This window comes from Bacillus cihuensis, assembly GCF_000504145.1.
Classification (GTDB): Bacteria; Bacillota; Bacilli; order Bacillales; family DSM-1321; genus Peribacillus; species Peribacillus huizhouensis.
On sequence record NZ_KI632495.1, the window covers coordinates 106,705 to 131,085 of the forward strand.

Genomic DNA, 24,381 nt, shown 5'->3' on the forward strand with positions numbered 1-24,381 from the left:
TCTTCGTTTCCTACATAACTATAGAGAGTGTACGAGATACTTTAAAAAGGTAAGGGGAGAATCTGTATTGAAACAAATCGTAATCAAAGAAAATATTAAATTCGCTAATAACTATTTATCCAATCTTCATGAAGAAGGAGTTATAGAACCTAATCGAAAAATTAAATATCAGCAAATAGTAAAAGTTAACTACCTCATTCAAAAATACAACTTGGAACCTAACCATAAAATTATCAATGAATATTACAATGATGAAGGGAATCTAGTTAAGCGTGTAGAACATACAGTAGAAGAATACATTCATAAATAAATTGATTAATTTACATAGAGAATCGATATTTGAATGTATGGATGAAGGAGCTGAGCCTAATGAAATATATTATTCCGGCATTTTTAGCATACTTAATTATTTGTATAATTGCTGTATTATCACCAGCATCAGAAGGTTATAATACGGTAGGTTGGAAATTGTTTGTTGGGCAACTTTATGCAATTCCTGTTGTAATCGTAGTAGCTTTGGTCACAGTATTTGTAAGCAAAAAACGTTTAAACAAAACGAATAAATAGGTTATGAATAATCATTTAATGAGTATTCATAACCTATTTATAAGGTTAATATATTTGCTTTATCGCTCACGGTAAAATAAGGTGAATTTACATATAATGGATTGATGTATTCTGACACCTTTAAATGGTCTAATCTTAGCTGCATTCATACTGTTAACTGTATCTGAAAAGGGTTTAATAAAAAATTTCAATATCAAAAAGAGGGACTTTCCAATGCACACGTAAACAACAAGCATAAACGTGGCGAGTGGATAATCTTATCTTTCTTTTTAATCACTCTAATGTATCTTGTGTATGTAAATTCTCTAAATTCAGCATATATTTTATTACCTTAATACATTTTGATGATATCCTTCCGTACAATCATGGAATGGAAATATCAACGTGAAACTAGAAAGCAATTATTATCCACATCAAACATGGTGGATAGTTTTTTATCTTCTACATTCATTTGGAGTAATTTAGTACCAATCACACTTAAGGAATATTACACTCATGTCATCAGTACTATTCACACAATCTAACATTTGGAATATTGCGAGGCCATTAATCATTACTGCTATTTCAATACTAACATCTTTGTGTTTTTTGTATTGGCATTTAATATTTTCAGATGATGCGAGTTTTGTGTCTTGCTGGTGTAGAAAAAACGAAAAGGCATTGGAGATAGAGTAAAAGACCATATAATAATCTTTTACTAAGAATACATATTTCCCTTAAAATGGCGAATTCGCTATTCCTTTAGAATAGTTGTGGAAAAATTTTAAAACCCGCCTATATAAGTCATAAAGGCGGGTTGTATGTTTTGAATGATTAACTGCTTAAGTTAACCAATTTGTTTTAGGAACAATTGGTTATATTGATTTAGCAGCATGTCCAATTCTTGGCTGTATACGATAGTTATTTGAGAATTAAGACCGTTTTTAGAAACGATTTTAATGAGCTCATTTCGTTTTTTTTCGATAAGCTCGAGAAATTCTAATCGGGTCACAACTGCTAGTCCTTTCTAAACATTAATAGAGAGGTGTTTTTACCTGATGTAATCTTATCCCTAAATATGTATGATACTTACAAATTTTATTATACTAGCTTGTGGAAATAAATTCAAACACTTATTCATTATTTTTAACTTTATGCTTTTTTTGAGATATTCACAATTCAGTAAATATCTTTTTCTTGGATCATTTGGTAGAATAAAGGTAAATTGCTATACATAGGAGTTGACATGATTGAGTGACGTTAGCATTTTACTAGCTTTTGGAGCGGGGTTCCTGAGTTTTATTTCTCCTTGTTGTTTGCCACTTTACCCAGCCTTTTTATCGTACATCACAGGGATGAGTGTCAATGAACTAAAAACAGAGAACGCTATGTTGCAGAAGAGAAGCTTATTTCACACATTATTTTTTTTATTGGGTTTTTCTCTAATATTTATCGCATTAGGATTCACTACTTCCTTTTTAGGTGAATTTTTTGAGAATTATCAAGATTTAATTCGCCAAATAGGTGCTATCATTATAATCTTTTTTGGTTTAGTGATTGTTGGAATTTTTAATTTTGAATTCTTAATGAAAAATAAACGAATTGAATTCAAAAATCGTCCAAGTGGCTACGTAGGTTCAGCATTAATTGGTTTGGCATTTGCTGCAGGATGGACACCTTGTACAGGGCCAATATTAACCGCAGTATTAGCAATGGGTGTTAATAACCCAAATTCCGCTATGTTATACATGATTGCTTATATATTAGGTTTTGCAATTCCTTTCTTTATTTTGTCTTTCTTTATCGGGAAAATGAAATGGATCAAAAAACATAGCCACCGTATCGTCAAAGCAGGTGGATATATTATGATTCTGATGGGAATTGTGCTCTTCTTTGATTGGATGACGAAAATTATCATTATTTTTACCAATCTTACTGGAGGTTTTCAAGGTTTTTAATTAGTATTCTAATAGCAATCCACTAATAAAAAACGGAAAATTCTGGTGAGTGGAATATTTGAATATCTTTTGATATTAAGGTACTCTATAAGAATATGTATTAATGAAAATTAACGAAGTGTGTAGCTGATTTTTTTGGTGTTATTTTTACTTGTTGTATGATTTAGGAGGGTTAAGAAATGGCCAGAATATTAGTAATTGATGATGCGAAATTTATGAGAATGACCCTTTTAAATATATTAAATAAAGCGAATCATATCGTGGTTGGCGAAGGGGAAAACGGTGAAGAAGCAATTGAGCTTTACCGTAAATTACATCCAGACATCGTTACTATGGACATAACCATGCCAATTATGAGTGGCATAGATGCAGTGAAAGAAATAAAAAAAGAGTTTCCACATGCAAAAATAATTATGTGCTCAGCAATGGGACAGCAAAAAATGGTTGTTGAGGCTATTGAAGCCGGTGCGAAAGATTTTATTGTAAAACCATTCGATGAAAATCGAGTGATTGAAGCGATTAGCAGGGTGAGTAATTAACTTTTTTTTGAAGGACAATGGGACAGTGCTTTAGCCAATCTACATGAAAGATATACATACATTATTAAGAAAGTAATTCAATATCCGATTCCGTACCGCCAATATTGTGATTAGATGAGAGTAGCGTGCTATAGGATGGATCATTCAAGGTGAATGATGTCGTTTTAATATTGTATTCGTTTGCGGTGAAGCCAAACAGTATGAACTACTATGGGAAAGAATTTTTGATAATTGTTTGTAGTAAGATATAATAAGGTCACAAGCAACATACCTTATTAAATAAAAGGAATGAATGGTTATGATTTATATATCATCAGCTGTGGCGTTACTTATGGCCATCACAGTACTTATTGTTCGTTTAAGAGCGTCAAAAAAACCGGTTAACTTGAAAAAAATAGTATTACCTCCGATTTTTATGAGCACTGGAGCTCTTATGTTTCTGTTTCCAATGTTCCGTTTAACTGGTTTAGAAGTCCTTGAAGCAGTGTTGGTGGGGATGTTATTTTCTATATTCCTTATTAAAACATCTAATTTTGAAGTTCGGAATAATGAGATTTATATTAAGCGATCAAAAGCATTTGCTTTTATTCTCATCGGATTACTTATTGTCAGATTGGTTGCTAAATATTTTTTAAGCTCATCAATCGAAGTCGGTCAATTAGGTGGCATGTTCTTTCTTCTTGCCTATGCAATGATTGTACCATGGCGGATTGGCATGTATCTTCAATATCGCAAAATCCATAATAAACATTTTGGAAACGGTAAAATCGCAAAAGTATAAATCCACTAAAAAAGCGGTAGCAACTATTGCTAGCCGCTTTTTTAGTGGATTCATAAAAACCTAAATGATTTAGTTAGAATAAAGAGTCTAAAGATCCAATAACGTTCATAGTCAGGAATACAACAAAATTAGAACCCAATGAAATAATCGGTGTACTGCTTGTCAAGATTTAGCAAAATGACTATAATAATAGTATTAAATATTTAAAAAATTCGGGGTGAATGACGTGCTTGAAGGTTGGTTTTTATGGTTTATCCTTGCATGGACGGTCATTTTGATCACATTAATGGGAATTGGCGGATTCTTCATGTTTCGCAAATTTCTTAAACGTTTTCCTAAAGAAGATGGAAAATCAGATATGGATTGGGAAGAATATTATGTAAGTCAAACTTCTCATTTGTGGACAAGTGAACAGAAAGAATTACTCGAAGATTTAGTAAGTCCGATTCCAGAACTGTTTAGAGATGTTGGTAGACAGAAAATTGCTGGTAAAATTGGAGAATTGGCTATAAAGGAAAAGTCAGAAACAATTACTCAGGATCTAGTTGTTAGAGGCTATATTATCGCGACACCTAAACGAGATCATAAGTTTTTACGAAAAAAATTAACCGAACGGCAAATTAACATGAATCCATATGAACATTTATTTAGTTGAACATGATGAAGTGGACAGTTTACAGGCTGTCTGCTTTTTTTGTCGTTTTTAGTAATTCTTTGATATGTAAAATGTGGCGTAACCAACTATATCCGAGTTTTGGTATAATGGGGATACGATAAGGAACGGAGTGATTTTATGAAATTTATTCATACAGCGGACTGGCACTTAGGTAAAATTGTTCATGGTGTCCATTTGACAGAAGATCAAAGGCATACACTATGGCAACTAGTACATGTCATTGAAGAAGAGAATCCCGATGCAATTGTCATTGCGGGTGACTTATATGACCGTTCCGTACCACCTACAGAAGCCGTAGAATTGCTTGATGAAATTTTATATACAATTAATGTGAAAATGAATAAACCAATTATTGCGATTTCGGGAAATCATGACAGTGCTGAACGATTATCTTTTGGATCGTCTTGGTATCGTCATAGTAATCTATTTATCCAAGGAAAGCTTAATAAGGATTTAATGCCAGTTCAGGTAAACGGAGTGAATTTTTACTGTGTACCTTATGCGGAGCCTGGTGTTGTACGGCAAGTATTGCAAGATGATCGAATCACATCTCATCAAGATGCAATGGCCGCTATTACCTCGAAAATAGAACAACATATTAATCCAAATGAACCCAATGTTTTGGTTGGACATGCTTTTGTATTAGGCGGGAAAACAACGGATTCTGAGCGTGTTCTTTCTGTTGGAGGATCGGGATGTGTTTCTGCAGAAGTTTTTAATGCTTTCGACTACACGGCTCTTGGTCATTTGCATAGTCCTAATGCTCTCAATCATCCTAAGGTTCGGTATTCAGGCTCGTTAATGAAATATTCATTTTCAGAAGCAAAGCAAAATAAATCGATTTCAATTGTGGAAATGGAGGAAAATGGCGATTTTGATTTGAGATATCGTTCACTTTCCCCGAAGAAGGATATGCGAGAGCTGGAAGGCTATATGGACGAGCTTCTTGATTCATCATTCTATTTATCTCAAAGAACGGATGACTATTTGAAAATTACACTACTAGATGAAGGAGCAATTATTGATCCGATTAATCGCCTTCGAAAAGTGTATCCTAATGTTCTTCATTTAGAAAGAAAATGGGATTTGCTCGACATCCGCAGAAAAGAATCGTTTTCTTCTATTAAGGATGAAAAAAAATCAGAATTAGATTTATTTGAAACATTTTATGCTGAAATGACAGATCGTCAATTTGATCAAAAGAAGCGAGATCTAATGGCTTCAGTCATTAATGCTGTAAAAAAAGAAGGTGTATTGAAATGAGGCCACTTCGATTAATGATGCAGGCATTTGGACCATATGCAGGTAGTGAAATGATCGATTTTTCACAGCTAGGAAATCGAACAATGTTTGTAATTTCTGGGAAAACTGGAGCTGGTAAGACGACCATATTTGATGGAATAAGCTATGCAATATATGGGAAAGCAAGTGGTGAAGATCGAAATGGGCAGGAGCTTAGGAGTCAATTTGCAGCAGATGATCATTTGACAGAAGTAAGTTTGGAATTTATGCTCCGTGGAAAATTGTATTATATCTGGCGTTCTCCTCAGCAAGAGCGGAAAAAGAAGTCTGGTGAGGGGACGACGACGGTTACGGCGAAAGCAGAGTTATATGAAGTCAAATCGAACGATGAAAAAAAATTGCTAGGTGCAAATGTTCGTGAAGTGGATGAAAAGATTAAGAGTATTATTGGGATTGACGCAAATCAATTTCGTCAAATCTTGATGATTCCACAAGGTGAATTCCGAAAGCTATTAACTTCGGAAAGTAAGGAAAAGGAACAGATACTTCAAAGGCTATTTCATACCGAATTATATAAAACGATTGAAGACAAGTTGAAAGAAGAAGTGTCTGAATTAAAAAAGTTAAGCGAGAAAAGCAAGTTAGATAGAATTCGTTATATGAAAGAAATTATAGCAAGTGATAATGAAGAGCTGATAATCGAAATAAATCAAGATGAACCTACTGAGCAAAAGGTCCTGCCACTTCTAGAAAAACAAATAATAAATGACGAATTACAATTAGTTGAACTGCAAACTGTCATTGAAAAGAAACAAAAATCTCGTGATTCGCTTAAAGAAGAATTATTTCGTGCCGAAGAACAAATCAAACGATTTTTGGATTTAGAAAAATTAACCATAGAGAAAGAAAAATTAGAAGCTGTCAAAGTGGAAATTGATCAGCTGAAAATACAAATTTCTAACGCATACAAAGCAGCGAATGCTGAGAAACAAGAACAGTTTTATTTAAGAATTGGTAATCAAGTGAAAGAGTTACAAATGACTCAAGAGCAATTAGAAAAGGAACTTAAACAAAGTGAAGAAAAGAAAAAGAAATTGCAAATGCAATATGATGAAGAGTTAGCCAAGTCTAACAAACGAGAAGAAGCGTCGGTTGCAGTCCATCAACTACAGCAGTTGAAGGAATCAGTTGAAAATCTAACAATTCAAATTCAAAAGACATCACAATTGGAAAAGCAATGGCAGCAAACAGCTAGCCAAATGAATAAGGCAGAAACAGATCTCAGCTCGCTCGAAAAAGAAGAAGATGCTTTGAACGTTATTAAACAAGAATCGGAACAAGCGGCTATTCAAATTGCAGAATTGGAGCGGCAAAAGGATCTCAATGATCAAATTTTATTTGGAATAACTAAACTAATTGAAGTAACAACAACAATGAATCAAGCTAAACATGCATTAGATCGCAACCAGGTTATTCTGGCAACTTCAGTTAGCAAGCTTGAAAATGAAAAGCAGCAGTTGGACTTATTAAACAAAAAATGGCGTGAAAGCCAAGCTGGATTATTAGCACAAATGCTCGTCCATGGCGAAGCTTGTCCTGTGTGTGGAGGGGCGGAACATCCTAATCCTGCTCATTTTAAAGAAGATATGCCGAATGAAGCGGATATCGATAGACAAACGAATCTTGTCAGAGCTGCTGAACAGAAAAAAGCGCAATCAGAAACAGAATATTATCAAGTAAAATCACAATATGAATCAATCCGAGAGACATACAATGAGCGAGCAGCGGAAGTTCAAGAGCGAATTCCTGAAATGGACTTGAACAGCTTAGCTGAAAATGAAAATGAATGTAAAGAGATTAAAAGCGAATTGGCACGCCGATTAAAGACACTTGCAGATAAAAAAGCACAACTTGGGCAAATTTCCGAAAAGCTTCTTAAGTTAAAAGTGACTAAAGCTGAACTGAAACAGCGCTTGGCAGACTTGAAAAAAACTGAAGATTCTTCCCGTATAGCATATCTAGAGGAAAATGCCAAACTCACATCCTTGAATGATGCGGTACCGGATACAGTTCGGACGCCTGAAGGATATCAGAATGAGCTAAACAAAGCGATAACGCAACAAAGAATACTGCAACAGGCGTTTGAAAGCACTCAACATGCCTTGCTAACAGCAACAGAGCAAGTGACGATCATCCAAACTAAACGAAATTCCGTTGCTGAAGATTTGGAAAAAATAGTAGTTGAGCTTGATAAAGAGCGAATTCGTTTCAAAGAAGATTTAAAGAAGCAAGGGTTCGATTCTTACGGACAATATACTGCTTCAAAAAAAACAGAATCTGAATTAAATAATTTAGAGAATCAGGTTCAGGAATATGATAAACAATATCATACAGTAACTGGTCTGCATCATGATCTTGAATTGAAGTTAACTGGTGTTACTAAACCTGACATTTCTGGCTTACAAAAAACGATTCAAACTGTAGATGAAGATTTAGAGAAACATCGCAAATTGTATAATTTCATCTTTACATCAAAAGAACAGAATATCGTTATTCAAGAGAAAATCCTTTTGATTATCGAAGGTCAAAAAGAAATTGATGAAAAATATGCAGTTATTGGTCACCTCCATGAGATATCCAAAGGGCAAAATCCATTTCGTATTACTTTCGAACGTTATGTCCTTGCCGCTTTTTTAGATGATATTTTAAAAGAAGCGAATTTAAGACTAGTGAAAATGACAGGTGGACGATATCAATTATTACGGAAAGTGGATCCGACTAGAAGAAACATTCAAAGTGGATTAGAGTTGTCAGTGTATGATCAATATACAGGACAGGAAAGGCATGTAAAGACATTGTCAGGAGGGGAAAGTTTTAAAGCAGCATTGGCATTAGCTCTTGGATTAGCGGATGTTGTTCAGCAAAATGCAGGAGGAATCTCATTGGAAACGATGTTTATTGATGAAGGCTTTGGCACACTTGATCCGGAATCTTTAGATCATGCGATTGAAACCTTGATGGATATTCAAAGCAGTGGCCGTCTTGTTGGGATTATTTCTCATGTACCTGAGCTTAAAGAAAGAATTGACGCTCGTCTCGAAGTCATTGCAACTCAGAAAGGGAGCAGAACAGAATTTCAATTTTCAAATTAATACTAGATAAAAGAAGAAGGGCTATCACAGTAGTCATTTGAATTTCGAAGAGACGATCGTTCCAATGATCGCCTTAACTTTAGAACTCATCTTTTAACTACGGACACATTCAGTAGACAAACGCTTTATACTTGGTGAAGCTTTAAGGCTGTTAAAAATCAGCATATAGCGGATCAGTCAACGTTTTAACGAGCTTATCTAATCAACAAAATGAAAGAGTAGGACCTCACTAGTTCTAATATTAGTTCGAAATTTAGGAACTGTATATTAGAGTATGAGGTCCGACACTTCTCCAGTATTTAGCTTACATGTCGTGACTAGAATTGTGTTTTTGGCGACTGTGATTTCTGTTTTTTACTTTATGTGACCCGCTTAAAGGAGCGGGTTGTCCGGGATTATCCCCTTTGGGAGCATTTTTCCTTATATCTTTTCCATCATTTTTGTTCATGTGTGATCCCTCCTCTTATCAATTATGATGAGCAGGAATATATAGAATATACACGATTTCACTTTCTAATTATCGTATAATCTTTGTCAATAAGTAAAACCTACTCCTATATCGCAATTTTATAATTTAAAAAGGAGTGGGCAAAATTGCAAGATAAACAAGATAAAAGGCGTGCATTTCAGGCAGCCGATCAAAGCTATAAACAAGTGCAAGAAGCAATACATGGAATTGTTAAAGAGGGACCAGATTATGGAAGTCAACTTAAACATGTGAAGCAAGAAATGAATGAAGCATATCAACAAATTGAAAGTGCGCTGCAAGTTGCCTCAGAGCATCAGCGGGAGCAACTGCAGCAGTATCAACAGGATCTTCAAAGTATGCTCGATGAAGTCGAACAATCGTAATAAAGATTAATCCAGGACACTATTTACAATGGTGGCGAATTTTGAAGAACTTTCTTAATGAGTACGTATAACTGCCAATTAGATGGGTAATATTAGCAAGTCATGAAGCCCAGTTCCCATCTCCTTCATACAAAAGTAACCGCCAGCTGAACGTTTTACTGGCGGTTTTTTGATTACTGGTTTTTCTTTCGCTTTTTATTATTTTGTTTTTGTTCTTCTGTCAAAGGTTGTGAAATTTCTTCGGTATATCCTGCCACACTCCCATTTGCCTTAGCTGCATTCAATCTAATAATATTCTCCGCTTTACGTTTAGTCATGTAGATCACCTCCACTTATAGCATTAGTCATAAATGGGGTTTCTATGTAGATATAAACATTGATAAAAGGTAGAACAGTCCGTAAAAGATGATCTTTACAGAACGTTTCTAATTTGTTGGATTATTTATTAGATGACACAAAATGTTTAGCAAATAAAATCACAAAATGATGATTAAAATAAATCGGTTTTAAGTTCTCTAAGAATCAAAAGCACACCAATACCATACACAATAGAGATGGCTAATGAACTAGAATAAATGCTTGACTAATAAGGAATCCTCCTGAAATTAGAGAAGAAAGACGGTTACCTAATTTAACAAATTAACAAAGTCTGCTTATATATATCCACATGTAAGACAGAAAATGTGAGCCTCCTAATAACCCGATCGTGAAAGGAAGATATTCAGGTATATGCATATACGCAATTATAAAAAAGGGGGTACATGGAAAAATGAGTTAATATTTCTTCATCGTTATTTTACCAGGTAGATCTAAATAAATTATTTATAGTATGGAAAAGTTTTTAAGGAGGAGCAATGCTTGCTGTAAGCATTTTTGCAAGTATGAAACTGATTATATTCATCAAAAATTAGTATGGTATTAAAATTGGAACTATTACTAATTCAATTCCAATTCTAATGGTATGGAGAGAAGTGATTTTTCACCTAACCACTTTCGACATCAAAAATAAATTTGACCACCAACCGTCGATGAAATATGAAAAGTTGTAGTGGAAAACTAATTATAAGAGGGATTACATATGATATATTTCGAATTGGAAAAATTTCTTTAGGTAGAGGGAAATATTATGTTCACTTTACGAGGTCTCCTATTGATATAGCAATCAATTCAAAGATGTGGGTCGATTTCAACCGCGTAGTTCTCTATGAATGTTCGTTTGAAGTGGATGATTTATATTCCATGATGGATTTTACTTTAGATACAGAAGATAGGGGGGATGAGTTACAGGGAAGATTGCCAGTGGGGTTCCATTTTGAGGCAGATCGAATCTTTTAGTCTAGGTTGATACAAATCCAACTTCCGAACGGTTCGGAACATCGTTTTAAATGATTCGGAACGTCCTTGTGAGCTATTCGGAGGTTCCGATCATTTCGGAACGATGTAATAGGTAGTAGACACAGACTATGCAATAAACCAATTTGAAGGAGGAAAACTAATAACGAAATTTAAGTTTGACCACAGCGAAGATCAACACAAAAGGATTAGATTCACATAAAATAAAGGAAAACTTGAGTTCTGGGGTTGGTACTAATGGAACATCCTAAAAATAAAAGCAATAATAGACAAGATTTCAAAGATAAAAAAAGTAAAAAAATTTTAGAACTGGAAAAAGAAATTGAATTGGGGTTGTGGATTCAAGTAATAGGTCAGATTATTGAAGTTAAAGGCTTATCAGGGCTTTTGCATATTGAGGAAGATGCAAATTCATCAGGGGAACAACAAATACTAACTGGTGCATTGATTAGGACGATTGGCCAAATATTAGAGGCTATTTCTGTATCAAGTCAAATAGGGGAAACCGATATAATAAAACTTCTGCGAGAACAAAAACTCGCTATTACAGGAGATTTTCTTGTGTCAATTGGTTCAGCTTATGAAGTAGCCGGGGGAATCCGTGTACTTCAAGAGGAATCAGTCGAAACACCTCACATTGTTCTATAAAGAAAATAACCAATCTGACACTTTGTAAAAAAGTTAACATTCAGTTAATAAAGAGAAATATGTACTACGATACTGATATAAGGTACAGATTTGGCGTGAAAGGTTACTGCACAGTTCGAATAAATAGTGATTGAGAGGATTTGAGATTAATATTATGAAAGCTAATCCAGGGGATTAACTGCAGCTGATTAGTGAGGTTTATTTTAGGAATACCTTTGGGCTTGTATAAACGATTCATTAACTCGGAGCATATTACGCATCTCGCCCTAATGAAAAGTGGGTAACTGATATTACGTACAGAAACTGTATTTGTCTGCCATCAAAGACCTATATAATAATGAAATCGTTGCCTACCAAATTAGTAGACGTAATGATAATAAACTAGTTTTGGATACGTTTAAAAAAGCCATAAAATGAAGGGACGTGTATTGGTATCCTTCTTCATAGTGATCAAGGATACCAATACACGTCCCATAACTATAAACAGGTACTCATAAAATATAAAATGAAAGCTAGTATGTCTAGAAAGGGAAACTGCTGGGATAACGCTAGTATGGAAAGTTTTTTCAGTCATTTAAAAACAGAATGTTTTAACCTTGAATTGCAGTCTCTTATAGCGATATGTAATAAGCTCATACGTATTCTTTTTACAATTGGTACAAAACAATGTGAATTTAGTGAAGAAAGAATGTTGAAGGATATTCCATATTTGGCACCATTACAGAATGCAGTATAGGGTTCATTAGTTGCTAATCAAAAGGTTTTTTAGGAATTATTATTTAGGTATTTGAAGCACGGATTAGTCAGTAAAACAACTAAAGTACGGACTTTGATCCTGTCGGTTAGCATCACTGACATCCACCTCATGGAAAAGTTGGACGAAGGAATTTTGGAGCATAGACTCTGTGAGACATGGGAGGGTTGACCTCCATAAGACATGTGGACATCCACCAGTGTAAACGTACTTTTACTAGTTATCTATTTTTTGGATAGAGTTGGCTAAGTAGCTAAAGTCCTTTTTTCTCTACAGTACCAAAATTGCCCTTACTTTCAACTTACATCCACCGATTTAATGGCTATCTAATACAGATCATAATGAAATCTTAAGAATAAGCGAGGAATCCAGAGTTATTCCTTTCTTTATAGAGGGAGTTTAGTTAAAGAAGAACTGAAAGAATAAATAAAAACAGCCAGATAGGCTGTAAAAAATCCAAATTATTGAAAAAATTAATCAGATTTATGGATAGTTATATTAATTCCAGTTTTTCTCTATAAATTGAATTGCAGGTTGTAAATTTGTTCTGTTAGCAATTGAAATGACAGCGGGAACCACAGTTGGGTCCGTTTTGGAGAAATTAGGAATCCGTGGATTTAACCGAAAAAAACGATTTCCTAGAAGCAGAGAACTGACCATGGATTCATAGTAACCGGATCCACTAGAGATAATCTGAAGAAATGGCAGTAAAGGTTCATTGGGCGATCGGTCCAAAAGAACTCCCCAATTTGGGGGAAGGTTCTTCATATTTTCGGGGCGTATGTTATCCGCACTCACCATCCCCCACCCCTCCGTATCTCTTCTTAATTGAGTCGGCTCCTCACCTGTTCCAATGGATAATACCGCAATTTGATCGAGCGGCTGTTTGGCTTTCCCCACTGCAAACGCGATACTGGCTGTACTGGGGTTAGTTGCAACTGTATACCCATCCACGTAGTTTTGATAGGCTCTTTGCGTCGCGGGAGCACCACTGCTCCGTAGTATTACATCACTCGCTTTCTCATTAAAATAGGGAGAGCCAGGAAAGTTGTGGAATAACACAGGAGTCCAACGATTCAGCTCCGGTGAGAATAAATGAAATGCAGGGACAACAATTCGTCTTTTTAAGTCTTTGAGGAGAAGATCTGGTGGAAAAAATGTTTGTACTGCTTTAATGAAACCAGAATATGGTAATTGTTGGTTGAAAACAGGTCCACCTGGTCGGGAAACGCTGAATGCCGGCAGGATTTTATCCTTAAAAAATTGGAGTGTCTCCTTTGGCGATCTTCCACTTGCTAACGCAAGGGCAGTGAATGAACCGATTGAATTTCCCGAAAAAACATTGGTTCGACTAATTAATTTTGGGTTTTGCTGAGCCAGTCTGTTCAAAAGTTGTAAACTTAATGCACCTAAGGTACCGCCTCCATCAAAGGACATGATCCGATATTTTGTCAAAGTTGATTTCTCCTTTCTAATCTGATCACAAGTATCATTAAGTATATGTTTATTACGTGTCTTGTATGGGTATGAATTTCCTTTCTCCTTTCAATAACGTTTTTGTGACCATTGGTACAGGATTTCTTATAGTAATTGTTGATTTTTTGTTCACGTCATATGTTGTTCAATACGAAGAGGTATTGTGAGGAATTCTACTTAAACAAACGGGATGCTTTACTTTAAATAGAAGTAGAACCCTATTCTTATTCAAGTAACTGGCATGTTAGTTCATAAGGTTGTTGAAAATTTTGTGGTTATGAAGAGAAAAGACCCTTAGATTAGAATCCAGGGGTCTAAAAAGCATTCTAATTATGAGCCTTTTCTAGAGCCAGTTTAACACCAAAACCTATTAGTATGGTACCTGTTATTCCTTCAATAAACGTTTGGGTTCTAGGCTTTTTCATAAAAGCACTAATCTGGTTAAGTAAATAGATATAGAACAAAAACCAGACGGCGGTTAAAACGGAATAAGTTATTCCCATTAATAGAAACGGTAAAAAAGTATTGCTTCCCGAATCCACGAACTGCGGCAAGAAGGTTAGGAAAAAGATAGCGACTTTTGGATTTAGGATGTTGGTAAGGAAACCTTGTTTAAAACAAGACTTGCTTTCATACTTACTTTCGAAAGTCATTTCGGTGGTGCTTGCTGCTTTCTTGTTCTTTAGTGCCCATAATGTCTTGATGCCTAGATAAATTAAGTACACAGCACCGACGTATTTGAAGACAGAAAATAATAAAGCCGATTTCACAATAATTGCTGAAAGACCTACAACAGCAGCCAATGTATGAATTAGTAGTGCACAACAAGTACCAAACATTGTTTTAAAACCTCCTGTTCTTCCAGCAGTGAGGGTATTTTTTGTAGCGATAGCAGTATCAGGACCAGGTAAAATAATGAGAAAAATACACATAATTAAAAACAAATAAAAGTTTTCCATTTTTATTAACCACCTTTCCAAGTATTATTCCTTAATTCTTGTTAAACTTAATTTACCATAAACATTTTAAAAAGTGGGTTATTTTCAAGAACAACTTATCTTCAGCTAATGAAGCAAATTATCTGAAGAAGACATTTTCAAAAAAGGGAATTGTGTCTTTGGAAAATAGTGAAGTGAATGTTGAATTTGAGAAAAAAAGTTTTTACAAAAAATTGTTTAAGGGATTTATAATAGTTGGTTTGTTATTTGTTGCAGTGGTCGGGTATGGAGTTTATTGGGCATTCTTTGATATGAAAAGGTTACCAACGGGAGAATATCTTACAGAAGAAAAATCAACTGATGGAAAATACACGTTAAAAGCATATGTAACCATGGGGGGCTACATCTTCTTATTCTGTTCGTGGTGAGTTGGTATTTAATCGAAAAGGAAATAAAACAAAAAATATCTATCGGAATTATCGATAAGATACTGCAAATATTATTTGGACATACAATAATACAGTGGTAATAAACGGACATATATTAGATGTGCCAAATGATAATTTAGATTTTAGAAATCAGTGATAATGCCCTTTTATCTTCAAGTAACTGCAAGGTGAGTTCAATTAGAAAATGGTATGATACTAATCAGTGATGTTAATCATTTGGACTACCTCTGAACGTTAAAAGGGAATACAATATAAATAAAAAGGTGATTACAATGAAAAAACTAAAAAGTATACTGTTTTTGTTTCTTGGATTTATATCCCTTGTGATTGGCATTGCAGGGACTGTGTTACCTGTTCTGCCGGGCGGTCCGTTTTACTTATTTGCTGCTTTTTGCTTTGCAAAAAGTTCCAAGTCGATTGAAAACTGGTTCAAAAGCACCTCATTATATAAGAAATACGTTGAAGCATTCCTACAAAAAAAAGGGATGACTCTAAAAGAGAAAATTAGAATCAATTTAATTGCCGATTTCTTCATCGTAATTTCTGTGTTTTATGTGGATATCCTTTTAGTGAAAGTCCTGTTGGTAGTGAGCGCCCTCTACAAACATTATTATTTCATTAAAAAAATTAAGACAATTGACCGAAACAGGACGAAACAAAGAGCTTCTTGAAAACTTACTTTGACGAATGGGTGCTTTACTTGATTAATGAGTAAACCCTTTTTCTTATTGAAGTAACGGGGCAATTTAGTTAAAGAAGAAACTCAAATAGCATAGCCTGCAAAAAATAAAGCAAACTAAAATAGTGGGTGCCAATAACAAAAAAATACGGAAAAGATACTACTCTGATATCTTTATATAGTGCATTTATAATTGTTGGCATCCTAGTGAAATAACTAAATCAAACTACAAGGGTGGTGAAAAAATGTCTAAAAAGAAGAATAAGCAATTTAAGAATAATAATGCTCTACCTAAAACAGATGTAGAATTTGCGCATGATGGACTTGAAAAAGTAGCATTAAAAGCCCAAGAAAGCAAGAATAAATAAACATATGTGACAGTCCAACTGCCTCTCAATTAAACTTGATGTTTTTGGGGGATCCTAAAATTAATCGTCATAAGCCCGTCTTTTTATTTTAGGTCATACAAATGGAATTAACGGGTGCAAGAGTTAAACAGGGGTTGCTGCGGCAATCCTTTTCTTTTTGTACTAACGGGCAGGTAGGTTGAAGAAGGAATTTGATTTTATTTCTTGAATATCTAATTTAATCGAAAAATTAAAGAAAGAGAAGGGAACGAGTTTATTATGATGATAAAAGGCTTCGGGGGAATATTTTGGAGGACTAAAAATCTAGATGCTATAAAAAAATGGTACAGTGAAGTGCTGAAGATTGAAATAGATAATTGGAATGGGACTATTATTAAACCCCATTCAGAAAATGAAACTATCTTTTCTTTCTTTACTGAAGATGACCTTTACTTCCCAACAGAACAGCAAGTGATGTTAAATTTCCAAGTTTATAATCTAAACGAGACTATTAAGCATCTTGAACAAATTGGTGTACCAATTGTAAAGGAAAAAGAGATTAGTGAATTTGGTAAATTTATTTGGATTAAAGATCCTGAAGGTAGACTGGTTGAGCTATGGGAGAAATAACGGGTTGTAATTATTCATATTTTGTTGAACAAACGGGTGCTTGAGCGAAACAAGGAGTTGTAGTTACGGCTCCTTTTTCTTGTTCGACTACGAAGCAGTTTAGCATTCCTTTAGATCGCTATTTTTCAACTTTGAAAAAAATAATAGTGCTCCTCAGTAAGATATGAGTTTAGGGGAGTTTGAATTGTGTGAATCTTTTTAAGCTATTTGTTTATCAAGTCGTTTTTTCTATTATTGGTATGGTAAATAATTATTTTTTTAGGGAGTTTTTATATGAACACTTCCACATTAATAATAAATTTATTATTTCATTAATTAAGACACCTATTGATTTGATAATACTTTATTACACCTTTCGGTTATATTTCTTATTGAAAACTAAGCTGAGATACAAGATTTTAATTCACATAGGTGCTTTTATTGTTGGGGCATTAACTTTAGGGTTATTAACTAATTATATAGTTATGTAAAAATCTTAAGGTTCAACGAATGATTTCTTCTTCAACTATTGCGTAGCTATAGCATGATAAGGGGGTGCTACGGCAGCCTTTTTCTTATTGAACAAACGGGTAGTTTAGTTTAAGAAGGAAGTGGTAAAATATGCTATCATTTAATAAAATAAGAATACTTAATAAGCTGGTGGTATCCGATGGAATGGATAGAAGGTAAAGATAGTAAAGATATTGAAAATCTCTTGGATAAATTTGGTGGTTTTCATGATAGTTGTTTAAAGGAATTATATATGTGGACTGACAGTTATGTGGATGAGAATTTATCGATGGGGGTATCAACAGAACTGGATACTAATGTACGAATCCTTTTCCAAAGGCAGTTTCGTGACCCTTCCGCAATTGAGTTATTATTTGAAGGTGTAACTCAGTTTCACATTGTTCCAAGTCCAATTAATTACGATTCAATCATTTATGATGCAAAACTGATTTTACATAAAGGTTTATTTTATTGGGCTGATGCCTATGATTGGGAACCTGAAGACTATTCTCTTCATACAAATAGCTGGATTTCTGCCAAGAGTTTGAAATGGCGGGACGCTAGTTCATGGATGGGGAAACAAAATAGATACGGTGTAATAAATAAAGAGTAAAGGGTTTCTTATTAAACTAACAGGTGCTTGTGCGGCCGAGCCTAGGTCGTATCATATAGCGGGGGGGATTCCCGTCGAGAAAGAACTAGCCATTCACTCGTAGCGAGTCTTGGAGGGCTAATGGTAACATTAGCCTTTAAGCGTAGACAGTTAGGTGGCGGGCCGAAAGCCAAATGGTTGAAGGGATTGAGCTCCATAATGTTAGTAAATCGAGAGGGCTGATGCCTTAAGCACAGCAGAAAGCTATATTTTATCCATCGTTAAAGGCAAGAAGGATAAAACCTCTCTGGAGTCAGAGACCTTGGCACGTCACACATTGATATGATACGGCAACTCGGGAGACCCTACCGGTCTTTTCTTCTTATAGAAGAGTATGGTGTACAAGCGATAATAAGCAAGGAAGCCAAATGCCGTTGTAGGGAGTCGGATAGCAGCGTAGTACCAATGAAGTTGGGTAATGCCGATGGAGGAAAGGCTGCTACCAAGTTATCACCCTTACTAGGGACACATTTACTACACGCAGAGGTAGGGATAATAAATGGAAACAAAACTATTAAGGATAGCAGAATTAGCAAAATCTGAACGGAAGAGATTACCTATATTTTGTGAATGGTGACTAGGAGGAGCCGTGTGCGTAAATAGCGCAAGCACGGTTCTGTGAGGGGGGAGGAACACAATCTACCGCAAGGTAGAGAGGTTCCCTTCTACTCGACTAGTGAAAGAGGAAATAAGTAATATTATGATTGAAATCATATTTTAGCTATTCCATTATAGGGAGCGAATATGGAGTAACGTAGTTGGGAAATTGTCAGGCTTCTTAATAAAAGTGAGACAAAAATTTGAAAACTATTTTTCGTCGACAAGATATCCCCATAATTCTTCTACACTTATATTTTCAAAGCCCTTCCAATCTTCAAAGCTACATGTGTAAGACATTAGTGACAATTGCCCATACTTTGGATCCTTTGATTGATCTTATATTTGCTCTATGTTTTACAGTTTGTTCTGTAATTATTGTAGGAGCATGCTTATTCTTCAGGTTAAGAAAAAGTGATAGAGCATGGAGTAGTATACAGAACGCTGATTTAGGTTATATTCTAATCCAAATCATGCCCCTTTTATTGAATGGGTTGAAAGTTGTTTGGGGGTGATTTAAGTCTTTTTAGAAAGCTCTTTTCGTAAAGAATGTTGTTTTTAGCAAGAAACCAATTCGAACAGATGTTGATTGTAGTGGAAGGTGCGAGACTCCTGCGGGAAAAGCGTGTTGAGGGAGACCCCGCAAGTGCAAAGCACTGAGGAGGCTTCTGAGACCGCCCGCGGAAAGCGAGGACCTGCAACGGAAATCAACCCGGGTATTAGTGTAAAAATGATTGAAAAGTAACAAAGTATGTGAAAACAGCCTTTTAGAAAGAGAATCACTTTAAATAAAATTGACCACATGTTAACTATACTTTGACCACATAATTGACCACATAACTTCCGAATCAATGTGAAACGTTATAACAAAAAAACTAATAGACTGTTTAAGTTTATATAGGGAATACTATACATAATAAGGAAGTAAATAATTACGAAACAGATTAATATAAGTAAAACTTATCAAAAACAATAACTTTCTTGTTATTTACTTATATTCATTTCTATATTACTATTAGTTCGTAAGAAAAGTTTTGATGGGAGAAGATTCAAACTTTTCGACAAAAAAGGGGTTTTTTTATATAGTTGAAAAAGAACATGGTAATGTGGGGATTTTTACTTAACATGTTATAATTTTTCATGTTCAAATGATTTTCGTATAGTTTTTTAGGGGGTAATATTCTGATGACAAAAAATGATGTGTATCAATCACGCTCTTCTTTTGAAATCGATGGAAAGCGCTATAACTATTATAATTTGGAAGCGCTTGAGAAAGCAGGAGTTGGAAACGTTTCTCGTCTTCCATATTCCATTAAAGTTCTGCTTGAAGCGGTACTACGCCAAGTAGACGGCAGAGTTATTACAAAAGAACATGTCGATAATTTAGCTAAGTGGGGGACTAGCGAATTAAAAGACATTGATGTACCATTCAAACCTGCACGTGTTATTCTACAGGATTTTACAGGGGTACCGGCTGTTGTTGATCTTGCATCTTTGCGCGGTGCAATGGCTGCTCTTGGGGAAGATCCTGATAAAATCAATCCTGAAATTCCAGTTGATTTAGTTATTGACCACTCCGTCCAAGTAGATAAAGCAGGTACTTTAGATTCACTTGCAGTGAATATGGATCTTGAGTTTGAAAGAAATGCTGAGCGCTACCAATTCCTTAGTTGGGCTCAAAAATCATTCAATAACTATCGTGCAGTTCCGCCGGCAACTGGGATTGTTCACCAAGTTAACCTTGAGTATTTAGCCAATGTTGTTCAATCTGTTGACACTCCAAATGGGGACTTAGAAGTATATCCAGACTCTGTATTTGGTACAGATTCTCATACAACAATGATTAATGGTATTGGAGTTCTTGGATGGGGCGTAGGTGGAATTGAAGCAGAAGCAGGCATGCTTGGCCAACCTTCATACTTCCCAGTACCTGAGGTTGTTGGAGTAAAACTTACAGGTGAACTTCCAAACGGAACTACAGCTACTGACCTTGCATTAAAAGTGACACAAGTGCTTCGTAAACATGGAGTAGTTGGTAAATTTGTTGAATTCTTTGGGGCTGGAGTATCTAAACTTCCATTAGCAGACCGTGCAACTATTGCAAACATGGCTCCAGAATATGGTGCTACTTGTGGTTTCTTCCCAGTTGATGAAGAAGCAATTGATTATCTTCGTCTGACCGGTCGTGACGAAACTTTAATTCAAGTAGTTGAAACATATTCTAAAGCAAATGGATTGTTCTTTACACCTGACAAAGAAGATCCAATTTACACTGATGTAATTGAGCTTGATTTATCTGAAATTGAACCGAATCTTTCAGGTCCTAAGCGCCCGCAAGATTTGATTCCACTTTCTCAAATGCAACAATCTTTTAAAGAAGCGCTTAATGCTCCTATGGGGAACCAAGGCTTTGGTTTAGGGTCTTCTGAGATTGATAAAGAAGTAACTGTGAATTTCGCAGATGGTCATGAGTCCAAAATGAAAACTGGGGCAATCGCAATTGCTGCGATCACAAGTTGTACGAATACGTCTAACCCGTATGTTATGCTTGGCGCCGGCTTAATTGCGAAAAAAGCGGTAGAAAAAGGCTTAACTGTTCCTGACTATGTAAAAACATCACTAGCACCTGGGTCTAAAGTTGTTACTGGCTATCTTCGTGATGCTGGTCTACAGCCTTATCTTGATCAATTAGGCTTCAACCTTGTTGGTTACGGATGTACAACTTGTATTGGAAACTCGGGTCCACTTGCTCCGGAAATCGAAGCAGCCATTGCAGAAGGCGATCTGCTTGTAACGTCTGTGCTTTCTGGTAACCGTAACTTTGAAGGACGTATCCATCCATTGGTTAAAGCAAACTACCTAGCATCACCAACGTTGGTTGTAGCATATGCTCTAGCTGGAACAGTGGATTTTGACCTCCAAAACGATTCATTAGGTAAAGATAAAGACGGTAATGATGTTTATCTAAAAGACATTTGGCCATCTCAAGATGAAGTAAATGCTGTTGTTAAAGCAACTGTAACACCAGAATTGTTCCGAAAAGAATACGAAACCGTATTTAACGATAACAAGCGCTGGAATGAGATTCAAACAAGTAATGAAGCATTGTATACATTTGATACAACTTCAACATATATTCAAAATCCGCCATTCTTTGAAGGAATGTCACCAGAACCAGGTACAGTTGAAGCACTTTCTGACTTACGTATTGTAGGTAAATTCGGTGATTCAGTTACAACGGACCATATTTCTCCTGCAGGTGCTATCGGTAAAGATACACCGGCCGGTATTTACTTACGTGAAAATGGCGTAAAACCACGTGATTTTAACTCATATGGTTCACGACGAGGCAACCATGAAGTTATGATGCGTGGAACATTTGCAAACATTCGTATTCGCAACCAAGTAGCTCCTGGTACAGAAGGTGGTTATACTACTTACTGGCCAACTGGTGATGTTATGGCTATTTATGATGCTTGTATGAAGTATAAGGCAGATGGTACTGGTCTTGCTATTTTAGCCGGCAAAGACTACGGAATGGGAAGTTCACGTGACTGGGCAGCAAAAGGTACAAACCTTCTAGGCATTAAAACAGTAATCGCTGAAAGCTTCGAACGTATTCACCGTTCTAATCTAGTGTTAATGGGTGTTCTACCACTTCAATTCAAAGCAGGTGAAAATGCTGAGACACTTGGCTTAACGGGTAAAGAAGCAATTGATGTTCAAATTGATGAATCTGTAAAGCCGCGTGATATCGTAAAAGTTACAGCTACTGATGAAGCTGGAAACAAAAAAGAATTTGAAGTACTTGTTCGATTCGATTCTGAAGTTGAAATTGACTACTACCGTCATGGCGGTATTTTACAAATGGTATTACGTGGTAAATTAAAAGGGTAATTTCACCTTAATAAAGAGGATGTCCTAGAAAGAGGAGACTTCGCCTGCAGCACACAGTTTACTGAATGTTGCATGGCGGGGTCCACCTTTAAAAAGGGGCATTCTTTTTTATTAATGTCATATCTATAAGGAATCTACTTATTCGTAATCTGCTCATTAAAAACCTTTATTACTTCAATGAATATTGGTAAGATATAGTCGATACCAAATACTAATTAAATTATCCAATAGAATTAGGTGAATACATATGTACAAAAGAATAATGGCAGCAACTTTTTTACTTGCGCTTATTATCGTTGTTATTGTTCAGGCTATGGACACAAGAGAAGAACGAGAAGCAGAAAATGGTGGCTTTAGCAATCTTAGTAGCGGCCAAAAGGCACCCGACTTTGAATTGGCAACACTAAATGGTGAGACGGTAAAGTTATCGGATTATCGTGGAAAGAAGGTCATGCTCAATTTTTGGGCTACTTGGTGTGGACCGTGTCGTGAGGAAATGCCTGATATGGAGGTATTTTCAAACGGATTAGGTAAAGATACGGTAATACTTGCGGTTAACATTGATTCACAGAATGATGTTCAAACTTTTGTCGATGAAATGGGCGTTACTTTCCCAATCTTGCTTGATTCTCAAAACATAAAAAATGCTGTAAATAAGCGGTATAAAGTTTCGGCTATGCCAACTACATATTTTATTGATAGCGAAGGCCTTATAAGCCGGAAACATATTGGTCAAGTTTCTCTTCAGTCAATGGAAAAATTTATTGCGGATATGAAATAAGAATGTCTATGAAAGGGTCAGATCTAAACACTCTATACACCGTTTATCGTGTCATCATCACGTCTTAAACGATATATAGATGTTTGGGATCTGGTCCTTTTGTTTAGGTACTTTTTACAGCTAATTGAATTTTTTGAAAGTTCACTTATAAACCACTTATTAATTGGTAATAGTAATGTTAAATACAATTGGGTAGGTGGGTGAAGGGTTTGAAACGAAAGAAAAAGACTTTTGCAGAGTTAATTAACGAAAATAAACAAGAGTTGTTGCAAGATGAGGATCGTTTGGCAAAAATTGAAGATCGTATTGAGCGGAGACATTTACAAAAAGCAGAGTAATATTTAACAAATAATTCCGGTAATGTTTACTTATCCTTCGGTCATCCTATTCTTGAGGAGGGGAAAATTGATGAGCAATCCAAAAAAAGATTCCAAACATTTTGCACCGAATCAAATTGGAATGAAATCTCGTTCTGCAGGTGGAAATAAAGGTAAACAAATGCAAGATCAAAGCGGCCAGCACCCACAAGTTATTCAAACGAAGGGTGAATAGTAAAATTAGTTTACATAAAATAATTATGTAAACTAATAAAATTTATTTTTTATTAGGAGGCCATTTCGATGAATTATAAGCATAATCCTGATGATCGCAGTGATAACGTAGAAAAGCTTGAAGACATGATTCAGAACACAATGGAAAATATAGAAGCAGCTGAAGAAACATTGGAGTTTGCTTCTGGAGATGAAAGAAATGCGATAAAAGAAAAAAATCAGCGAAGACAAGAAAGTATAGAGTCTTTTAAAAATGAAATTCAAGATGAAAAACAAGCCAGAGAGAATGGATATGAATAAATAACTTCGAGTAGTAAATAAAAAGGAGAAAGAAGAAATTCTTTCTTCTTTTTTTATGGAAAAAAGAGGGCGGTTCTTCCAAACGAGAAAAAAA

At 35.4% G+C, this 24,381-nt stretch carries 25 protein-coding genes and 3 pseudogenes; 22 read left to right on the forward strand and 6 right to left on the reverse strand.

Annotated features, from left to right (window positions below):
• Positions 1 to 67 precede the first annotated feature (67 nt).
• From V179_RS0106255 to V179_RS32310, 3 genes and pseudogenes are all read left to right on the forward strand, one after another.
• The gene (locus V179_RS0106255; RefSeq protein WP_028390727.1) at positions 68 to 310 is read left to right on the forward strand and encodes a hypothetical protein; all 243 of its coding nucleotides are present in this window, start codon (positions 68 to 70) and stop codon (positions 308 to 310) included.
• 59 nt (positions 311 to 369) lie between these two features.
• Positions 370 to 567, forward strand: a complete 198-nt coding sequence (locus V179_RS0106260) for a DUF4017 family protein (RefSeq protein WP_028390728.1) — start codon at positions 370 to 372, stop codon at positions 565 to 567.
• A gap of 185 nt (positions 568 to 752) precedes the next feature.
• Positions 753 to 902, forward strand: a pseudogene (locus V179_RS32310) (DUF4181 domain-containing protein); the annotation flags it as partial.
• A 491-nt stretch (positions 903 to 1,393) separates the two neighbouring features.
• Here the strand turns inward: V179_RS32310 and V179_RS29685 are convergent.
• Complete coding sequence (locus tag V179_RS29685) at positions 1,394 to 1,558, reverse strand: aspartyl-phosphate phosphatase Spo0E family protein (protein ID WP_084552235.1); 165 nt, start codon at positions 1,556 to 1,558, stop codon at positions 1,394 to 1,396.
• A 238-nt stretch (positions 1,559 to 1,796) separates the two neighbouring features.
• On the opposite strand from V179_RS29685, the gene V179_RS0106265 reads away from it, so the two are divergent.
• The 6 genes from V179_RS0106265 (at position 1,797) to V179_RS0106290 (ending at position 8,894) form a co-directional block, all read left to right on the forward strand.
• Positions 1,797 to 2,504: a cytochrome c biogenesis CcdA family protein gene (locus V179_RS0106265; RefSeq protein ID WP_028390729.1), complete on the forward strand. Its 708-nt coding sequence runs from the start codon at positions 1,797 to 1,799 to the stop codon at positions 2,502 to 2,504.
• A 179-nt stretch (positions 2,505 to 2,683) separates the two neighbouring features.
• A complete protein-coding gene (locus V179_RS0106270; RefSeq protein WP_028390730.1) occupies positions 2,684 to 3,043 on the forward strand; it encodes a response regulator in 360 nt (119 codons plus the stop codon).
• 292 nt (positions 3,044 to 3,335) lie between these two features.
• The gene (locus V179_RS0106275) at positions 3,336 to 3,824 is read left to right on the forward strand and encodes a CcdC family protein (protein ID WP_028390731.1); all 489 of its coding nucleotides are present in this window, start codon (positions 3,336 to 3,338) and stop codon (positions 3,822 to 3,824) included.
• A gap of 226 nt (positions 3,825 to 4,050) precedes the next feature.
• The gene (locus V179_RS0106280) at positions 4,051 to 4,479 is read left to right on the forward strand and encodes a DUF2621 domain-containing protein (RefSeq protein WP_028390732.1); all 429 of its coding nucleotides are present in this window, start codon (positions 4,051 to 4,053) and stop codon (positions 4,477 to 4,479) included.
• 138 nt (positions 4,480 to 4,617) lie between these two features.
• Positions 4,618 to 5,763, forward strand: a complete 1,146-nt coding sequence (locus V179_RS0106285; RefSeq protein WP_028390733.1) for an exonuclease SbcCD subunit D — start codon at positions 4,618 to 4,620, stop codon at positions 5,761 to 5,763.
• Positions 5,760 to 8,894, forward strand: coding sequence for an AAA family ATPase (locus V179_RS0106290; RefSeq protein ID WP_028390734.1), 3,135 nt, complete (start codon positions 5,760 to 5,762; stop codon positions 8,892 to 8,894). Before V179_RS0106285 ends, V179_RS0106290 begins: the two co-directional genes overlap by 4 nt.
• Before the next feature lie 304 nt (positions 8,895 to 9,198).
• Here V179_RS0106290 and V179_RS29690 read toward each other — a convergent pair whose 3' ends face one another.
• Entirely contained in the window at positions 9,199 to 9,342 is a 144-nt protein-coding gene (locus V179_RS29690) for a small acid-soluble spore protein P (RefSeq protein ID WP_082190999.1), read from the reverse strand.
• Positions 9,343 to 9,488: 146 nt separating this feature from the next.
• Between V179_RS29690 and V179_RS0106300 the strand changes: the two genes are divergently transcribed.
• Positions 9,489 to 9,746 carry a hypothetical protein gene (locus V179_RS0106300; RefSeq protein ID WP_028390735.1) on the forward strand — a complete coding sequence of 86 codons (258 nt, stop codon included), beginning with the start codon at positions 9,489 to 9,491 and terminating at the stop codon, positions 9,744 to 9,746.
• A 173-nt stretch (positions 9,747 to 9,919) separates the two neighbouring features.
• Here the strand turns inward: V179_RS0106300 and sspO are convergent, their stop codons facing one another.
• Positions 9,920 to 10,063 (reverse strand): small acid-soluble spore protein O, encoded by a 144-nt coding sequence (gene sspO, locus V179_RS29695; protein ID WP_084552237.1) that lies wholly within the window; start codon positions 10,061 to 10,063, stop codon positions 9,920 to 9,922.
• Between the two features lie 322 nt (positions 10,064 to 10,385).
• A complete protein-coding gene (locus V179_RS32315; protein ID WP_376766778.1) occupies positions 10,386 to 10,481 on the reverse strand; it encodes a DUF7010 family protein in 96 nt (31 codons plus the stop codon).
• Between the two features lie 855 nt (positions 10,482 to 11,336).
• On the opposite strand from V179_RS32315, the gene V179_RS0106315 reads away from it, so the two are divergent.
• Together V179_RS0106315 and V179_RS32635 are read left to right on the forward strand one after the other, a co-directional pair.
• The gene (locus V179_RS0106315) at positions 11,337 to 11,747 is read left to right on the forward strand and encodes a hypothetical protein (protein WP_028390737.1); all 411 of its coding nucleotides are present in this window, start codon (positions 11,337 to 11,339) and stop codon (positions 11,745 to 11,747) included.
• A gap of 598 nt (positions 11,748 to 12,345) precedes the next feature.
• Positions 12,346 to 12,483, forward strand: a pseudogene (locus V179_RS32635) (IS110 family transposase); the annotation flags it as partial.
• A gap of 516 nt (positions 12,484 to 12,999) precedes the next feature.
• Here the strand turns inward: V179_RS32635 and V179_RS0106325 are convergent.
• Together V179_RS0106325 and V179_RS0106330 are read right to left on the reverse strand one after the other, a co-directional pair.
• On the reverse strand, positions 13,000 to 13,956 hold the full coding sequence (locus V179_RS0106325) for a patatin-like phospholipase family protein (RefSeq protein ID WP_028390739.1): 957 nt from the start codon (positions 13,954 to 13,956) through the stop codon (positions 13,000 to 13,002).
• A 347-nt stretch (positions 13,957 to 14,303) separates the two neighbouring features.
• Complete coding sequence (locus tag V179_RS0106330) at positions 14,304 to 14,936, reverse strand: LysE family translocator (RefSeq protein ID WP_028390740.1); 633 nt, start codon at positions 14,934 to 14,936, stop codon at positions 14,304 to 14,306.
• Positions 14,937 to 15,109: 173 nt separating this feature from the next.
• Here V179_RS0106330 and V179_RS27210 point away from each other — a divergent pair.
• The 10 genes and pseudogenes from V179_RS27210 (at position 15,110) to tlp (ending at position 24,287) form a co-directional block, all read left to right on the forward strand.
• Positions 15,110 to 15,500, forward strand: a pseudogene (locus V179_RS27210) (DUF5412 family protein).
• Positions 15,501 to 15,636: 136 nt separating this feature from the next.
• Positions 15,637 to 16,035, forward strand: a complete 399-nt coding sequence (locus V179_RS0106340; protein WP_028390741.1) for a YbaN family protein — start codon at positions 15,637 to 15,639, stop codon at positions 16,033 to 16,035.
• 253 nt (positions 16,036 to 16,288) lie between these two features.
• The gene (locus tag V179_RS31970) at positions 16,289 to 16,411 is read left to right on the forward strand and encodes a hypothetical protein (RefSeq protein WP_268745176.1); all 123 of its coding nucleotides are present in this window, start codon (positions 16,289 to 16,291) and stop codon (positions 16,409 to 16,411) included.
• Between the two features lie 261 nt (positions 16,412 to 16,672).
• Complete coding sequence (locus V179_RS0106350; protein ID WP_028390742.1) at positions 16,673 to 17,020, forward strand: VOC family protein; 348 nt, start codon at positions 16,673 to 16,675, stop codon at positions 17,018 to 17,020.
• Positions 17,021 to 17,669: 649 nt separating this feature from the next.
• On the forward strand, positions 17,670 to 18,122 hold the full coding sequence (locus V179_RS0106360; RefSeq protein WP_028390744.1) for a hypothetical protein: 453 nt from the start codon (positions 17,670 to 17,672) through the stop codon (positions 18,120 to 18,122).
• A 1,821-nt stretch (positions 18,123 to 19,943) separates the two neighbouring features.
• Entirely contained in the window at positions 19,944 to 22,655 is a 2,712-nt protein-coding gene (gene acnA / locus V179_RS0106385; protein WP_028390746.1) for an aconitate hydratase AcnA, read from the forward strand.
• 247 nt (positions 22,656 to 22,902) lie between these two features.
• The gene (locus V179_RS0106390; protein ID WP_028390747.1) at positions 22,903 to 23,436 is read left to right on the forward strand and encodes a TlpA disulfide reductase family protein; all 534 of its coding nucleotides are present in this window, start codon (positions 22,903 to 22,905) and stop codon (positions 23,434 to 23,436) included.
• Between the two features lie 200 nt (positions 23,437 to 23,636).
• Positions 23,637 to 23,774, forward strand: coding sequence for an FbpB family small basic protein (locus tag V179_RS29715; RefSeq protein ID WP_152534705.1), 138 nt, complete (start codon positions 23,637 to 23,639; stop codon positions 23,772 to 23,774).
• A gap of 70 nt (positions 23,775 to 23,844) precedes the next feature.
• Positions 23,845 to 23,988: an acid-soluble spore protein N gene (locus V179_RS0106400; RefSeq protein ID WP_028390748.1), complete on the forward strand. Its 144-nt coding sequence runs from the start codon at positions 23,845 to 23,847 to the stop codon at positions 23,986 to 23,988.
• A gap of 68 nt (positions 23,989 to 24,056) precedes the next feature.
• The gene (gene tlp, locus V179_RS0106405; protein ID WP_034300840.1) at positions 24,057 to 24,287 is read left to right on the forward strand and encodes a small acid-soluble spore protein Tlp; all 231 of its coding nucleotides are present in this window, start codon (positions 24,057 to 24,059) and stop codon (positions 24,285 to 24,287) included.
• The last annotated feature ends 94 nt before the right edge of the window (positions 24,288 to 24,381 follow it).

Coding starts and splice junctions, on each gene's coding strand:
- V179_RS0106260 (WP_028390728.1), top strand. CDS start 370: ATGAAATATATTATTCCGGCATTTTTAGCATACTTAATTATTTGTATA.
- V179_RS0106270 (WP_028390730.1), top strand. CDS start 2,684: ATGGCCAGAATATTAGTAATTGATGATGCGAAATTTATGAGAATGACC.
- V179_RS0106275 (WP_028390731.1), top strand. CDS start 3,336: ATGGTTATGATTTATATATCATCAGCTGTGGCGTTACTTATGGCCATC.
- V179_RS0106285 (WP_028390733.1), top strand. CDS start 4,618: ATGAAATTTATTCATACAGCGGACTGGCACTTAGGTAAAATTGTTCAT.
- V179_RS0106290 (WP_028390734.1), top strand. CDS start 5,760: ATGAGGCCACTTCGATTAATGATGCAGGCATTTGGACCATATGCAGGT.
- V179_RS29690 (WP_082190999.1), bottom strand. CDS start 9,342: ATGAACAAAAATGATGGAAAAGATATAAGGAAAAATGCTCCCAAAGGG.
- sspO (WP_084552237.1), bottom strand. CDS start 10,063: ATGACTAAACGTAAAGCGGAGAATATTATTAGATTGAATGCAGCTAAG.
- V179_RS32315 (WP_376766778.1), bottom strand. CDS start 10,481: ATGCATATACCTGAATATCTTCCTTTCACGATCGGGTTATTAGGAGGC.
- V179_RS0106315 (WP_028390737.1), top strand. CDS start 11,337: ATGGAACATCCTAAAAATAAAAGCAATAATAGACAAGATTTCAAAGAT.
- V179_RS0106330 (WP_028390740.1), bottom strand. CDS start 14,936: ATGGAAAACTTTTATTTGTTTTTAATTATGTGTATTTTTCTCATTATT.
- V179_RS0106340 (WP_028390741.1), top strand. CDS start 15,637: ATGAAAAAACTAAAAAGTATACTGTTTTTGTTTCTTGGATTTATATCC.
- V179_RS31970 (WP_268745176.1), top strand. CDS start 16,289: ATGTCTAAAAAGAAGAATAAGCAATTTAAGAATAATAATGCTCTACCT.
- V179_RS0106350 (WP_028390742.1), top strand. CDS start 16,673: ATGATAAAAGGCTTCGGGGGAATATTTTGGAGGACTAAAAATCTAGAT.
- V179_RS0106360 (WP_028390744.1), top strand. CDS start 17,670: ATGGAATGGATAGAAGGTAAAGATAGTAAAGATATTGAAAATCTCTTG.
- acnA (WP_028390746.1), top strand. CDS start 19,944: ATGACAAAAAATGATGTGTATCAATCACGCTCTTCTTTTGAAATCGAT.
- V179_RS0106390 (WP_028390747.1), top strand. CDS start 22,903: ATGTACAAAAGAATAATGGCAGCAACTTTTTTACTTGCGCTTATTATC.
- V179_RS0106400 (WP_028390748.1), top strand. CDS start 23,845: ATGAGCAATCCAAAAAAAGATTCCAAACATTTTGCACCGAATCAAATT.
- tlp (WP_034300840.1), top strand. CDS start 24,057: ATGAATTATAAGCATAATCCTGATGATCGCAGTGATAACGTAGAAAAG.